General features: G+C 44.3%; 15 protein-coding genes. 9 read left to right on the top strand and 6 right to left on the bottom strand.

Annotation, left to right across the window (positions count from 1 at the left end):
• Positions 1-59 precede the first annotated feature (59 nt).
• From KFO40_RS12445 to rhaB, 6 genes are all read right to left on the bottom strand, one after another.
• Positions 60-959, bottom strand: coding sequence for an AraC family transcriptional regulator (locus KFO40_RS12445; RefSeq protein WP_118219806.1), 900 nt, complete (start codon positions 957-959; stop codon positions 60-62).
• Between the two features lie 175 nt (positions 960-1,134).
• A complete protein-coding gene (gene fucO / locus KFO40_RS12440) occupies positions 1,135-2,289 on the bottom strand; it encodes a lactaldehyde reductase (protein ID WP_004299884.1) in 1,155 nt (384 codons plus the stop codon).
• A 96-nt stretch (positions 2,290-2,385) separates the two neighbouring features.
• A complete protein-coding gene (rhaD, locus tag KFO40_RS12435) occupies positions 2,386-3,195 on the bottom strand; it encodes a rhamnulose-1-phosphate aldolase (protein WP_004299882.1) in 810 nt (269 codons plus the stop codon).
• A gap of 92 nt (positions 3,196-3,287) precedes the next feature.
• Positions 3,288-4,307, bottom strand: a complete 1,020-nt coding sequence (gene rhaT, locus KFO40_RS12430; protein WP_087316971.1) for an L-rhamnose/proton symporter RhaT — start codon at positions 4,305-4,307, stop codon at positions 3,288-3,290.
• A 3-nt stretch (positions 4,308-4,310) separates the two neighbouring features.
• Complete coding sequence (locus KFO40_RS12425; RefSeq protein ID WP_008018351.1) at positions 4,311-5,567, bottom strand: L-rhamnose isomerase; 1,257 nt, start codon at positions 5,565-5,567, stop codon at positions 4,311-4,313.
• Positions 5,568-5,617: 50 nt separating this feature from the next.
• Positions 5,618-7,075, bottom strand: coding sequence for a rhamnulokinase (gene rhaB, locus KFO40_RS12420; RefSeq protein WP_211146413.1), 1,458 nt, complete (start codon positions 7,073-7,075; stop codon positions 5,618-5,620).
• 235 nt (positions 7,076-7,310) lie between these two features.
• On the opposite strand from rhaB, the gene KFO40_RS12415 reads away from it, so the two are divergent.
• The 9 genes from KFO40_RS12415 to KFO40_RS12375 all read left to right on the top strand — a co-directional run bounded on the left by KFO40_RS12415 (position 7,311) and on the right by KFO40_RS12375 (position 15,445).
• On the top strand, positions 7,311-7,784 hold the full coding sequence (locus KFO40_RS12415) for an arginine repressor (RefSeq protein ID WP_004310466.1): 474 nt from the start codon (positions 7,311-7,313) through the stop codon (positions 7,782-7,784).
• A 27-nt stretch (positions 7,785-7,811) separates the two neighbouring features.
• Positions 7,812-8,390: a GNAT family N-acetyltransferase gene (locus tag KFO40_RS12410; protein WP_004299851.1), complete on the top strand. Its 579-nt coding sequence runs from the start codon at positions 7,812-7,814 to the stop codon at positions 8,388-8,390.
• A 13-nt stretch (positions 8,391-8,403) separates the two neighbouring features.
• Complete coding sequence (locus KFO40_RS12405) at positions 8,404-9,612, top strand: argininosuccinate synthase (RefSeq protein ID WP_004310468.1); 1,209 nt, start codon at positions 8,404-8,406, stop codon at positions 9,610-9,612.
• Positions 9,609-10,577 (top strand): N-acetyl-gamma-glutamyl-phosphate reductase, encoded by a 969-nt coding sequence (gene argC / locus KFO40_RS12400; RefSeq protein ID WP_004313800.1) that lies wholly within the window; start codon positions 9,609-9,611, stop codon positions 10,575-10,577. Before KFO40_RS12405 ends, argC begins: the two co-directional genes overlap by 4 nt.
• A complete protein-coding gene (locus KFO40_RS12395; RefSeq protein WP_004310471.1) occupies positions 10,577-10,987 on the top strand; it encodes a four helix bundle protein in 411 nt (136 codons plus the stop codon). The genes argC and KFO40_RS12395 overlap by 1 nt, the downstream gene beginning before the upstream one ends.
• A 45-nt stretch (positions 10,988-11,032) precedes the next feature.
• Positions 11,033-12,154: an aspartate aminotransferase family protein gene (locus KFO40_RS12390; RefSeq protein WP_008649668.1), complete on the top strand. Its 1,122-nt coding sequence runs from the start codon at positions 11,033-11,035 to the stop codon at positions 12,152-12,154.
• 136 nt (positions 12,155-12,290) lie between these two features.
• A complete protein-coding gene (proC, locus tag KFO40_RS12385; protein ID WP_004310476.1) occupies positions 12,291-13,064 on the top strand; it encodes a pyrroline-5-carboxylate reductase in 774 nt (257 codons plus the stop codon).
• Positions 13,065-13,104: 40 nt separating this feature from the next.
• Positions 13,105-13,659, top strand: a complete 555-nt coding sequence (locus KFO40_RS12380; RefSeq protein WP_004313803.1) for a helix-turn-helix domain-containing protein — start codon at positions 13,105-13,107, stop codon at positions 13,657-13,659.
• Positions 13,660-13,789: 130 nt separating this feature from the next.
• A complete protein-coding gene (locus tag KFO40_RS12375; protein WP_008645207.1) occupies positions 13,790-15,445 on the top strand; it encodes an AMP-binding protein in 1,656 nt (551 codons plus the stop codon).
• Positions 15,446-15,486: the final 41 nt, after the last annotated feature.

Genomic DNA, 15,486 nt, shown 5'->3' with positions numbered 1-15,486 from the left:
TTTTTATGATATTCCCAAAATCAGAGCCAAATAACTAATAGATATGAACTTCATCCTATTCATTCTTCCCGCCCGAACGAACGATACTCCAACGGAGTAAGTCCCGTACGTTTCTTGAAGAAAGAGAAAAAATATTCGGTTGACTGGAAACCTAGAAAAAAAGAAATCTCTTTTACTGACTGGGAAGTTCCCACCAGCATTTGTTTAGCTTTACGAAGTTTCAATTCCTGGAAATATTTAGCCGGAGCATAACCTGTATACTCCTTAAAAACACGTCGAAACCATGAATAACTAATATTGAGTCGCATAGCCAACTCTTCCGGGTCCACATTGCCGGAAACATTTTCATTCATAATGATTTTTGCCTGTTCGATCTTCTGATCCACATCACTCATCTCGAAAACCTTATTCTTGGAGACGGAAAGAATCATCCCTATCATGTGGAGCACAATCCCGGAAAGATATTGTTGCGCGGAAATCTTATCCGCTTCGGCTACGGCAAGAGCACGGGAGAATAATGAGACCAACTCTTCATTAAGGCCAATTTCCAGTATTTGCTGTTTCTGCGACAAAAAAGCATCATCAACAATGGCGTCTATCATAGGCCCCTCGAAACCAATATAATATTCCGTCCAACCAGTCTGCCGCAACGGGCGATAAGTATGCCATTGTCCGGGAAACAATACCATCAGCCGACCTTTACAAACTTGCTTTTCAGAGGTAGAATCAGATGAAAACAAACCACGCCCCTTGGTAATATATACCAATTGATACTCACGAAGCACTCTTCCTTTTTCTGCATTAAAAAAGTAACCGGAAGGATGCTCTTTCAACGGATAAGGTGAATCAGGAGGAATGGATTGATAGCCGACGGTATTTACCCATAGCCCGAATTTACGGTCCATGTCATTTACAATCAGATATTTAAATTCTAATCCCAAACTATTATCCTCGATCATACCGATGTGTTTTCATGTAATTGAGTTGGACAAAAATAGGAATTATTTTCAGAAAAACACCACAGATTACACAGATTTACACAGATTTAATTCTTAAATATCGGCTTCCGATTAGAAAATAATCTGTGTAAATCTGTGTAATCTGTGGTGAAAAGAACTTCCGCAAAAACTAACTTTAGAAAGCTTTGCGATATAGAGCTTCGATATCTGCTACCGAAGTAGGACGAGGATTACCGCCTGTGCAAACATCATTGAAAGCAGCAACAGCCAGTGCAGGAATATCTTCTTCCTTCACATTGATTTCATGTAATTTCTGCGGTATATTGATACTGGCAGAAAGTGCTTTCACTGCCTCAACAGCCGCTTTTACTCCCTCGGCTTCACTCATTCCGGTAGTGTCCACTCCCATTGCTTTCGCAATATGGATATATTTCGGAGCTGCCGGAGATTCAGCATTGTATTCCATCACATACGGCAACAATAAGGCATTGGCTACCCCATGAGGAGTATCATAGAATGCACCTAACGGATGCGCCATCGAATGAACAATTCCTAAACCGACATTCGAGAATCCCATACCGGCAATATATTGTGCCTGTGACATAGCTTCGCGGGCTGCCACATCTTTACCATTATCCACAGCTGCTTTCAAGTTTTGAGCAATCATTTCAATGGCTTTCAATTCGAACATATCGCTCATTACCCAGGCACCCGGAGTGATATAACTTTCGATGGCATGAGTCAAAGCATCCATACCGGTAGCTGCAGTCAGTCCTTTTGGCATTGAGTACATCAGTTCAGGGTCTACGATAGCTACGGCAGGAATGTCGTTCGGGTCTACACAAACCATTTTCTTGCGGGCATCTTCATCAATAATCACATAATTGATCGTTACTTCGGCAGCTGTTCCGGCAGTAGTAGGCAGCGCGAAAGTAGGCACCGCTTTGTGTTTGGTATCGGCTACCCCTTCCAGAGATTTCACGTCTGCAAAATCCGGATTGTTCACAACAATACCGATTCCTTTGGCAGTATCGATGGAAGAACCGCCGCCCAAAGCAACGATAAAATCGGCTCCGGAAGCTTTGTATGCCGCCACACCGTTTTGTACATTTGCAATCGTAGGGTTCGCTTTTACATCACTATAAAGTTCGTAAGGAATCTGATTTTCATCAAATACTTTAATGATTTCGGCAGCCACACCAAACTTGATAAGATCTTTATCCGTTACAAAAAAGGCTTTCTTAAAGCCACGTCTGGCTGCTTCCACAGCAATGACACTACGGCATCCGGCACCGAAGTACGAAGTTTCGTTTAAAATAATGCGATTCATGGTTATCTATTTGTTTAAAGGGTTAACCGCAGCACCTTCCAGGGTAGAAAATGCCACGGTTTCTAAAGTAATTAAAATCAATGACTAGTATAAATCTTATTTAGGAAGATTGAAAGCTACTGACATTTCTTTCATCTGTTCCTGACTCATACCATCCGGTTCGAAGCCCATATTTTTAGCTGCGATATAAATCAGAGCCGACTTATTGAGTACATCAATCTGATCGAATGCCTGCATCGCATCGCAATCCACTGCAAATACGCCATGTTTCTCCCACATCACCACATCGTAATCCTGCAATTCTTTGATGGTAGCTTCAGCCAATTCCACCGAGCTAGGTAATTTATAAGGAATGATACCCAAACCACGCGGGCAGAATGCCTTTGTTTCAGGAATCATACTCCACAACAGATTGGTAGCCACATCTTTTTCCAGAAATTTCGGACAATGTGTCATGGCAATCAGTTCAATCGGGTGTGTGTGTACAGATGCTTTATAAGGAGAGTTTTTGCTCAATAGGTCATTGTGTACGCTCAAGTGAGAAGGTAATTCCGATGTCGGGGCTACAGCTTCATCCGCAATAATCACATAGCTGGCACAGTCATCCAGAATACGGATTACCGAACCATTTTCCATCGGCCAGCGGGCTAAATCACGCATGCGTTTATTAGTTCCCTTGCAGTAGAAATAGCAGCCTTTCAGATAAGGAAGAGTCACACCGATAGATTTTACTTCGCTGATCGGCTTCATCTGACGGATTTCATCGTCTACAAACTCTGTGATATTAACAGTGATATTACCACCATTACGTTCAGCCCATCCTTTCTGCCACAAGTATCCGGCAACTTCTGCTACCTTGTTTACTTCTTTGGCAAGTGCCGGACGATTCTCTAAAATTGATTTCATTATATATATATTTTAATTAGGCACGGATTACATGGATTTTGCCGCAAGTTATAAAAAAACTGCGTAATCCGTGTAATCCGTTCTTGATTTTTTTAAAACAAATTTGGGAATACTAAAGAGAAGATAAGTACGATCAGACCAGCTATCAGCACAGTTATGGTCTTGTTTGACACCCCTTTCCATTCTTTCAGAATTATTCCCCAAACATTACTAAAGGTTACGTTCAATGCCATCAGGATACACCAGGAGAAAGCCAGTAACACCGGGCTTTCGGTGAGGAAGCTCTTACCCATTTCCAATCCGAAAAACTGCATATACCATAGTACACCAGCCAACGCACAGAACACTAGATTATTGCCCCACACTTTTCCTTTAGCATAGTCACCCATCGTTTTGTTAACCACATTCTGTTGCAAACAGTAAGCTGCATTTGTCAGGAAGCCTCCAAGCGTAACCAGAAAGATAACCGGAAGACCGGCATAAAGTCCTTCCACTCCACCAGCCAAAGCGGCTTCTTTGATAGGTGTTCCCGCATCCAGTCCCAAAGCAAAGCAGGCACTCATGACACCAGCCAAAAGTGCAACCAGTAACCCTTTTGTCAATGCAAAGTCTTTTACGGCAGCACGTTTTTCTTCTTCACTCATGTTTTGCGCACGCAAGCTACCGGCATACCCGATAATAGCAATACCTGCCAACGTGATGCAAACACCCAACAAAAGAATCAGCCCGTTACCTTCAAACAAGTTTGTACCGGCAAAAAGAGCCGGAAGAAGGGTACCGAAACCGGCACAAGTACCCAGTGAGATACTCTGTCCGAGCGCAACACCCAAATAGCGCATGGAAAGTCCGAAAGTCAACCCTCCTACTCCCCACAATATACCATAAAAGATGCTCATTCCAGCACCTCCTGCTCCCCACAAGTCGAACAAACTGCTCTCTTGGGGTACACCCAGTAGTGAACCCAGGAACGGGAACACTAACCAGGCAAATACACCTTGTATTAACCAGAAGCTTTCCCAGCTCCATTCTTTTACCTTTTTGATAGGTACATAAGAACTGGACTGGCAAAAGCTACCGATGGCTATAATCAATAAGCCGATTAAGATTTCCATAACTTATCGTTTAGAAGTTACTTCGGCTTCGTACTTTTCAATTTCTGCGATGAAATCTTCACCAACAGGAACATTGTTCTTCAAGCAGAACATATCCCAAACTGCATTCCAAGGAAGCGCCTTTTCTTCTTCGAGCAAAGCCAGACGTTGGAATCCCTGTCCGTTTGCTTCGTATTCGCGCAACTTGGCAATCGGTTCGAGCAGAGCACGAGTCATACATTTCTGTGCGGCACGACTACCGATTACGTATGCACCAATACGGTTGATAGATGCATCGAAGTAGTCAAGACCATAATGTACACGGTCCAAAGCACCGCAGCGAACGATTTCGCTGAACAGTTCCATTGTCGGATCATCCATGATAGTAACATGGTCTGAATCCCAACGAACCGGACGGCTCACGTGCAACATCAATTCAGGCACATAAAGCAACAGTGAAGATACTTTATCAGCTACACTTTCTGTTGGATGGAAGTGACCGGTATCCAGTGTAATCATCTTGTTACGAGAAGCACCATAACCGATATAGAAGTCATTAGAACCCACTGTATAGCTTTCCAGACCGATACCGAACACCTTAGATTCGATACAATCCTTCATATTCTTATATTCGGTAGCGAAGATCTGATCCAAAGAATCTTTCAGCAATGCACGATATTTCATACGATTTACCGTAATATCCTTGCTTCCGTCATGTACCCAAAGATTCATGATACACGGATCCCCCTGTGCCTTACCCATTTCTTCCGCAACGGCACGACAACGTTTGGTATGTTCAATCCAGAACTGACGGATGCCTTCATCAGGATTAGAAAGAGACAAGTCACCTGATTTCGGATGAGAGAAAGAAGTAGAGTTGAAATCGAGCTTCATGTTATGTTCTTTACCCCATTCGATCCAGCTCTTGAAATGTTCCGGTTCTACCTGGTCACGGTCTACCACCTTACCCTGGAAATCTCCATAGATTTCGTGCAGGTTCAGACGATGAGTACCCGGAATATAAGAAGCAGCTTTCAAAATGTCAGCACGCAATTCATCAATATTACGAGCTTTGCCCGGATAATTACCGGTTGCCTGAATACCTCCGGTCAATGAGCCGGCCTGTACTTCAAATCCTGCAACGTCGTCAGCCTGCCAGCAGTGAAGTGACAGATGAAAATCCTGCATCGTTTTCAATACTTGTTCAGTGTCTACACCTACTGCTGCATAACGTTCCACAGCAATCTCATACGCTTTCTGAATCAGTTCTTCTTTTTTCATGATATTCTATTAGTTTAAATAAATGATTATTCTGTCGGTTGTTCAATGCATTATCGAACGCAATTTTTAAAATGGATATAAGCCGCATCCCAAGCTTCCGTGTCTTGTGGTTGATAAGTCTTCAACGGGATAGAACGGTTAATTAACTGCCGCATACCGGCAACATCCGTTGCTTCACCTGCTGCCATTGCCTGAATCATTACATTACCGATAGCTGTTGCTTCGGACGGACCGGCTACCACAGGAATTCCTATCGCATTGGCAGTAAACTGGTTCAGCAAATCATTCCGGCTACCTCCGCCAATCACGTGCAATGTTTCAATCGGACGGGGAGAAAGTGAACGCAAATTCTCCAACACCTGGCGATAACGCAAAGCCAAACTTTCAAAGATGCAACGCACTACTTGTCCGCGTTTCTCGGGAACCGACTGTCCGGTAGCCCGGCAATATTCTGTAATAGCTTTTTCCATGTCCGCAGGATTCGCGAAACAGTCATCATCCGGATTAATCAGACTACGGAACGGTTCACAAGCATCCGCCTCACTGATTAATTCAGGATAACTTGTATCTCCCCAATTCAGACGGCAACGTTCCAGCAACCACATTCCACAGATATTCTTCAATAGACGGATAGTTCCTTCCACACCACCTTCATTGGTAAAGTTCAACGCTTCCGTTTCGGCATTAATCACCGGAGCATCCGTTTCAACTCCCATCAGTGACCAGGTTCCGCTACTCAAATAAGCAAAGTTGCGATCCAATGCCGGAACGGCAGCAACAGCAGAACCGGTATCATGGCCGGCTACCGCAATCACAGGAATTGCACCCAGTCCGGTTATCTTTTGCACTTCTTCCGTCAATACTCCCACCTTTTCACCCGGGAATACAAAACGGCCGAAATTCTTCTCACTCAAACCTACCGCTTTCAACAGCTCCGGTTCTAGACGACGTGTTTGCGCATTTACCAGCTGTGCTGTCGAAGCAATTGTATATTCCGTCACCATCTCTCCGGTCAGCATATAACTTAATGCATCCGGCATAAACAGAATTTTATCTGCCGCCTCCAATGCGCTGTCGTGATTGCGACGTAAAGTATCTAATTGAAAAAGTGAATTAAAATTCATAATCTGAACACCCGTTTTGCCATAGACTTCACTACGCGAAATACGGGAGAAAAGAGCTTCCGGTGCACCTACCGTATGAGGATCACGGTACGCGTATGGCTGACGAAGCAGGTTACCATCTTTTCCGACGCATACAAAATCCACTCCCCAGGTATCAATACCGATAGAAGCAATGGATTCGCCACGATGAGCCACCAACTTCAATCCGTCAATAATATGACGATATAATGCATAAATATCCCAATAGAAATGTCCACCCACTTCAATCAGGTGGTTAGGAAAACGATTAATCTCTTCCAGATTTAATCCGCCTTCGATGAAAGTTCCTAAGATTGTACGGCCGCTCGTTGCGCCCAGGTCGACTGCAAAAAAGTTTTGTTTCATGGTATTCTGTCTATATATTTAAGGTATCCATTTACCTACATGGCAAAGATAGGCGATTCCCTCCTCCCTTTCCTTATGTATTTTGATTGAAAGGGTATACATTTTGACACAAAACAAAAAAGCAGGCTCTCACCGTTTAGCATATTTTTCACTTTTATGCAAAAAAACTTTGGTTTTATGCATGTTTTCTCCAAAATAATGCATACTTTTGCGCCATTCTTAGAATAATTATACAATGAAGAAGAAAGCAAATCGGTTAGACGCCATCAAAATGATTATCTCAAGCAAGGAAGTCGGTTCGCAGGAAGAACTGCTGCAAGAGCTGAACCGCGAAGGCTTCGAACTGACACAGGCCACCCTCTCCCGCGACTTGAAACAATTGAAAGTAGCCAAGGCTGCCAGTATGAACGGAAAGTACGTATATGTACTGCCGAACAACATTATGTATAAACGTTCTACCGACCAGAGTGCCGGTGAAATGTTACGTAACAACGGATTTATCTCTTTACAGTTTTCCGGTAACATTGCCGTTATCCGCACCCGTCCCGGTTATGCGAGCAGCATGGCGTATGACATCGACAACAATGAATTCAGTGAAATTCTGGGAACCATTGCCGGTGACGATACAATCATGTTGGTGTTGCGTGAAGGAGTTGCCATCAGCAAAATACGTCAGCTTCTGTCACTCATCATTCCCAATATCGAATAATTATACCTATTATTATATAATAAAGAAATGGACACTCAACAAATAGATGTTATGGTAGCCGACGCCTCACATGAGGTTTACGTTGACACTATTTTGGAAACTATCAGAAATGCTGCCGCCGTACGAGGAACAGGAATTGCGGAACGTACACACGAATACGTAGCGACAAAGATGAAAGAAGGTAAGGCGATTATTGCTCTTTGTGGCGATACTTTTGCCGGATTCACCTACATCGAATCATGGGGAAACAAGCAGTACGTGGCTACTTCCGGTCTGATCGTTCATCCCGATTTCCGTGGATTAGGACTGGCAAAACGTATTAAACAAGCTTCTTTCCAACTGGCACGTCTCCGATGGCCGAAAGCAAAAATATTCAGTCTGACCTCCGGAGCAGCTGTCATGAAGATGAACACCGAACTGGGTTATGTGCCTGTCACCTTCAACGAACTGACAGACGACGAAGCTTTCTGGAAAGGATGCGAAGGATGTATCAACCATGATATTCTGGTAGCGAAAAACCGCAAGTTCTGCATCTGCACAGCCATGCTGTACGATCCGACAGAGCCGCGGAACATCAAAAAAGAACAAGAAAGAAATAACATTTAAAAGATACAGCACTATGGAAGAAAAGAAGAAAAAAGTAGTGGTGGCATTCAGCGGCGGACTGGACACATCGTTCACCGTCATGTACCTCGCCAAAGAAAAAGGTTACGAAGTATATGCAGCTTGTGCCAATACGGGTGGTTTCAGCGAAGAACAACTGAAAACAAACGAAGAAAACGCTTATAAACTGGGAGCAGTGAAATACGTGACGCTGGACGTTACCCAGGAATACTACGAAAAGAGCCTGAAATACATGGTTTTCGGAAATGTGCTGCGTAACGGTACTTATCCTATTTCTGTTAGTTCCGAACGTATTTTCCAGGCATTGGCCATCGCACGCTATGCCAACGAAATCGGTGCGGATGCCATCGCACACGGTTCTACCGGAGCAGGCAATGACCAGATCCGTTTCGACATGACTTTCCTCGTACTGGCTCCCAATGTAGAAATCATCACATTGACCCGTGACATGGCATTGAGCCGTCAGGAAGAAATTGATTATCTGAACAAACATGGTTTCAGCGCGGACTTCACCAAACTGAAATACTCTTATAATGTAGGTTTGTGGGGTACTTCTATCTGTGGTGGCGAAATCCTCGACTCCGCGCAAGGACTCCCGGAAACAGCCTACCTCAAACATGTTGAAAAAGAAGGCAGCGAACAGCTCCGCCTGACTTTCGAAAAAGGGGAACTGAAAGCTGTCAACGACGAGAAGTTTGACGACCCGATCAAAGCCATCCAGAAAGTGGAAGAAATTGGTGCAGCATACGGTATCGGCCGTGATATGCACGTGGGTGATACAATTATCGGTATCAAAGGCCGTGTAGGATTCGAAGCAGCCGCCCCGATGTTAATTATCGGCGCCCATCGCTTCCTTGAGAAATATACATTGAGCAAATGGCAACAATACTGGAAAGACCAGGTAGCCAACTGGTACGGTATGTTCCTCCACGAAAGCCAATACCTCGAACCGGTGATGCGTGACATCGAAGCGATGTTGCAGGAAAGCCAGCGTAACGTAAACGGTACGGCTATCCTCGAGCTTCGCCCTCTCTCCTTCTCTACCGTAGGTGTAGAATCGGAAGACGATCTGGTGAAGACTAAATTCGGAGAATACGGTGAAATGCAGAAAGGCTGGACAGCCGAAGACGCCAAAGGCTTTATCAAAGTCACTTCTACTCCGCTACGTGTTTACTATAATAACCACAAAGACGAAGAGATATGATTAAAGCAGGAATCATTGGTGGCGCAGGATATACAGCAGGCGAATTAATCCGTCTGCTGCTCAACCATCCGGAAACTGAAATCGTATTTATCAACAGCAGCAGTAATGCCGGAAACAGAATTACCGACGTACACGAAGGCTTGTATGGAGAAACAGATCTAAGATTCACCGACCAGTTACCTCTGGACGAAATCGACGTTCTCTTTTTCTGCACCGCCCACGGCGATACAAAGAAATTCATGGAAAGTCACAACATACCGGAAGACCTGAAGATTATCGACCTCTCGATGGACTACCGTATTATGAGCGACGACCACGACTTTATCTACGGTCTGCCGGAACTGAACCGCCGCGCTACTTGTACGGCAAAGCACGTAGCCAATCCCGGCTGTTTTGCAACCTGCATCCAGCTCGGTTTGCTTCCGCTTGCCAAGAATCTGATGCTGACGGATGATGTAATGGTAAATGCCATTACAGGAAGTACGGGAGCCGGAGTGAAACCGGGTGCTACCAGTCATTTCAGTTGGAGAAACAACAATATGAGTGTGTACAAAGCATTCGAGCACCAGCATGTTCCGGAAATCAAGCAATCACTGAAACAGCTGCAAAACAGTTTCGATGCGGAGATCGACTTCATTCCATACCGTGGCGATTTCGCCCGTGGTATCTTTGCAACGATGGTAGTCAAAACCAAAGTAGCACTGGAAGAAATCGTTCGTATGTACGAGGAATATTATGCAAAAGACTCCTTTGTACACATCGTAGACAAGAATATTGACTTGAAACAAGTCGTTAATACTAATAAGTGCCTGATACATCTGGAGAAACACGGTGACAAACTATTGATTATCTCTTGTATCGACAATTTGCTGAAAGGCGCCAGCGGACAAGCGGTTCATAACATGAACCTGATGTTCAATCTGGAAGAAACCGTAGGACTACGTTTGAAGCCTTCAGCGTTTTAATGAAGAATGAAGAACGAAGAATGAAGAATTGCCACAATAGAACAAATTCATTATTGAATACAAAAAGCTATTCATTTGCACTTCGAATTGTACAAATGACTAAATATCTTCGAGAAATGAAACAAGAGTTCATCCTCAGCAAACAAATTCTTCGTTCCGGCACTTCTATTGGAGCTTCAATTCGAGAATCCGAATTTGCCCAAAGCAATGCTGACTTCATTAATAAACTAAGTATATCATTAAAGGAAGCTAATGAAACCGACTATTGGTTGAATCTTTTAAAAGATTCAGATTATATCGATTCTAATGCTTTTAATAGTATGGAGATTGATTGTGGAGAACTCATAGCTCTGCTTGTTTCTTCAATCAAAACTGCCAAAAATAATCAAATGAACCATGAAGTAACCTAATTCTTCATTCTTCATTCTTCATTCTTAATTCTTCATTTAATTATTATGAAATTATTCGACGTATATCCTTTATATAACATCAACATTGTCAAGGGCGACGGTTGCAAGGTATGGGATGAGAACGGAACGGAATATCTGGATCTCTACGGAGGTCATGCCGTTATCTCTATCGGACATGCACACCCTCACTATACAGCAATGATCAGTAACCAGGTGGCTAAACTTGGTTTCTACTCAAACTCTGTCATCAACAAGCTCCAACAAGAGGTAGCCGAACGACTGGGCAAAATTTCCGGTTACGAAGACTACAGCCTGTTCCTGATTAACAGTGGAGCCGAAGCGAACGAAAACGCTTTGAAGCTGGCTTCCTTCTATAACGGACGTACCAAAATCGTATCTTTCAATAAGGCGTTTCACGGACGGACGTCTCTGGCGGTAGAAGCGACTCACAATCCTTCCATTATCGCCCCTATCAACAATAACGGTCATGTCACCTATCTCCCGCTCAACGATATGGAAGCGATGAAACAGGAATTGTCTAAAGGAGACACATGTGCTGTTATCATTGAAGGAATACAAGGGGTAGGCGGTATCAAGATACCGACCACCGAATTTATGCAGGAACTCCGCAAAGCTTGCAGCGAGACAGGAACGATCCTGATTCTCGATGAAATTCAGAGCGGATACGGACGTAGCGGTAAATTCTTCGCCCATCAATATAATGACATCAAGCCGGACATCATCACTGTAGCCAAAGGTATCGGCAACGGTTTCCCGATGGCAGGTGTCCTGATCAGCCCGATGTTTAAACCGGTATATGGTCAATTGGGAACTACCTTTGGCGGAAACCATCTGGCATGTTCGGCAGCACTCGCTGTGATGGACGTCATTGAGCAAGAAAATCTGATAGAAAACGCAAAGGTAGTAGGTAACTACTTACTGGAAGAACTGAAGAAATTCCCGCAAATAAAAGAGGTACGCGGACGCGGACTAATGATCGGACTCGAATTCGAAGAACCCATCAAAGAACTACGCAGCCGCCTCATCTATGACGAGCATGTATTTACCGGAGCAAGCGGTACGAATGTACTTCGCCTGTTACCTCCTCTCTGTCTTACTATGGAGGAAGCAGAAGACTTCCTTGCCCGGTTCAAGAAAGTACTCTAATCGCTCATTTGATTAATAAACAGCCAACGATAAAAGCAGCCTTTATTAGAAATTTATTTCTTATTCCGGCTGCTTTTTGTTTTTTCGTAATTAACTGTTACCTTTGCCTTTAACAACTCATTAAAAATAAGCGTATATGAAAATAGCCATTATCGGTGCAGGAAACATGGGCGGTTCAATAGCCCGTGGCCTGGCAAAAGGAAGTCTGATAGACGATTCGGACATCATTGTGTCCAATCCGAGTGCCGGAAAACTAGAGAAACTGAAAAAGGAATTTCCGGGTATCTCTATCACCAACAGCAATGTGGAAGCTGCCACAGGCGCAGATATTGTCATCCTTGCTGTCAAACCGTGGTTTATGGAACCGGTGATGCGCGAATTGAAACTGAAAAGCAAACAGATACTCATCTCCGTAGCTGCCGGCATCAGTTTTGAAGAACTGGCTCATTACGTCGTAGCACCGGAAATGGCCATGTTCCGCCTGATTCCGAACACAGCTATCAGCGAACTGGAAAGTATGACGCTTGTTGCCGCCCGCAATACGAACGATGAACAAGACAAATTCATCCTCCGGTTGTTCAGCGAGATGGGAACCGTGATGCTTATTCCCGAAGATAAAATAGCGGCAGCCACCGCATTGACCTCCTGCGGCATCGCTTACGTATTGAAATACGTTCAGGCAGCCATGCAAGCCGGAATCGAAATGGGACTTCGTCCCAAAGATGCCATGCAAATGATAGCACAATCCTTAAAAGGAGCAGCCGCACTGATTCAGAACAATGACACCCACCCCAGCGTAGAAATCGACAAGGTCACCACTCCGGGCGGAATCACAATCAAGGGGATCAATGAACTGGAACACAACGGATTCACCTCCGCTATCATCAAAGCCATGAAAGCCTCCAAATAATACCATAGAATTATTAATCATAAAAATACGAACCACTTGTATGAATGAACAAATTAAACAGATCGCAGAACGCCTCCGCGGATTACGTGATGTACTGGAACTGACCGCAGAGGATATCGCCCGCGACAGCGACATCTCTGCCGAAGAATACCGACTTGCAGAAACCGGAGACTACGATATCTCTGTCAGCATGTTACAAAAAATAGCCCGCACGTATAATATAGCTCTCGACGCCCTGATGTTTGGTGAAGAGCCTAAAATGAGCAGCTACTTCGTGACCCGTGCCGGCAAAGGAGTCAGCATCGAACGTACCAAAGCTTATAAATACCAATCACTGGCTTCAGGATTCATGAACCGTACCGCCGATCCGTTCATCGTCACTGTTGAACCGAAAGCAAACGACGAACCAATCCATTATAACCAACATAACGGACAAGAATTCAACCTTGTCATCGAAGGACGTATGCTTATCAACATCGAAGGCAAAGAAATCATCCTCAACCAAGGCGATAGTATCTATTTTAACTCTAAACTTCCACATGGCATGAAAGCGCTCGATGGCAAAACAGTACGTTTTCTGGCAGTAATTATGTAATAATAAAAAAATGAAGAATGAAGAATGAAAAATGAAGAATGAAGAATTATGTTGCACTGTATAAATAATACGCATGGAAAAATTCTTCATTTTTCATTCTTCATTCTTCATTCACATAATCCATAACATCATGGTAGAAAGATTTTTATCACAGACCTCTTTCAGTTCACAAGAGGATTTTATCAAAAACTTGAAAATAAACGTCCCGGAGAACTTCAACTTCGGCTATGACGTAGTAGACGCCTGGGCTGCCGAACAACCTGACAAGAACGCTTTACTCTGGACAAATGACAAAGGCGAAAGTCGCCAATTCTCATTTGCCGACATGAAACGCTCTACGGACATGACCGCTTCTTACTTCCAGAGTCTGGGTATCGGCCGTGGCGACATGGTGATGCTGATTCTGAAACGCCGTTATGAGTTCTGGTATAGCACCATCGCTCTTCACAAACTAGGAGCAACTGTCATTCCGGCTACTCACTTGCTGACCAAGAAGGATATTATCTATCGCTGCAACGCTGCCGACATCAAAATGATCGTAGCTGCCGGCGAAGGAATCATCCTGCAACATATCAAAGATGCTCTTCCCGAATGTCCCACGGTTGAAAAGTTAGTCAGTGTCGGTCCGGAAATCCCGGAAGGCTTCGAAGATTTCCATCAGGGTATCGAAAATGCTGCTCCGTTTGTACGTCCGCGCCATGCGAACACTAACGACGACATCTCTCTGATGTATTTTACTTCCGGCACTACCGGTGAACCTAAGATGGTGGCACATGACTTTACTTATCCGTTAGGTCATATCGTTACCGGTAGTTTTTGGCACAACCTGGACGAGAACAGTCTTCACCTCACCATTGCCGATACCGGCTGGGGAAAAGCGGTATGGGGCAAACTCTACGGACAGTGGATTGCCGGAGCCAATATCTTCGTCTACGACCACGAGAAGTTTACCCCGGCAGCTATTCTGGAAAAAATCCAGGAATATCATGTCACCTCTCTCTGTGCACCTCCTACCATCTTCCGGTTCTTGATTCACGAAGACCTGACAAAGTTCGACTTGTCTTCACTAAAATACTGCACCATTGCCGGAGAAGCATTGAACCCCGCTGTATTTGAAACTTTCAAGAAACTGACGGGTATCAAACTGATGGAAGGTTTCGGACAAACAGAAACAACCCTTACCATCGCCACCATGCCTTGGATGGAACCGAAACCGGGAAGCATGGGGCTTCCGAATCCTCAATATGATGTAGACTTGATCGACCATGAAGGCCGCTCTGTTGAAGCGGGTGAGCAAGGACAAATTGTAATCCGCACCAGCAAAGGTAAACCTCTTGGACTTTTCAAAGAATACTACCGGGATGCGGAACGCACTCACGAAGCTTGGCACGATGGTATTTATTACACCGGCGATGTTGCCTGGAAAGACGAGGACGGCTACCTTTGGTTTGTCGGTCGTGCAGACGACGTAATCAAGAGCTCCGGTTACCGCATCGGCCCATTCGAAGTGGAAAGTGCGTTGATGACTCATCCGGCTGTTGTGGAATGTGCTATTACCGGAGTACCCGACGAGATTCGCGGTCAGGTGGTAAAAGCTACGATTGTTCTATCCAAAGACTATAAAGCACGTGCCGGAGAAGAACTGATTAAGGAATTACAGAATCACGTGAAGAAAGTGACTGCTCCTTATAAATATCCGCGTGTCATCGAGTTCGTAGAAGAGCTTCCGAAGACAATCAGCGGTAAAATCCGCCGGGTGGAGATTCGCGAAAACGATAAGAAGTAAATCATAAACAACTCTAATCAATAGAAGAACGATATTACAGA

Origin of the sequence: Bacteroides sp. 1001302B_160321_D4 (genome assembly GCF_015667765.1) — a bacterium.
GTDB classification, from domain to species: Bacteria; Bacteroidota; Bacteroidia; order Bacteroidales; family Bacteroidaceae; genus Bacteroides; species Bacteroides xylanisolvens.
The sequence above is the reverse complement of the archived record's forward strand: the minus strand, read 5'-3'. Positions and strand labels throughout refer to the sequence as shown.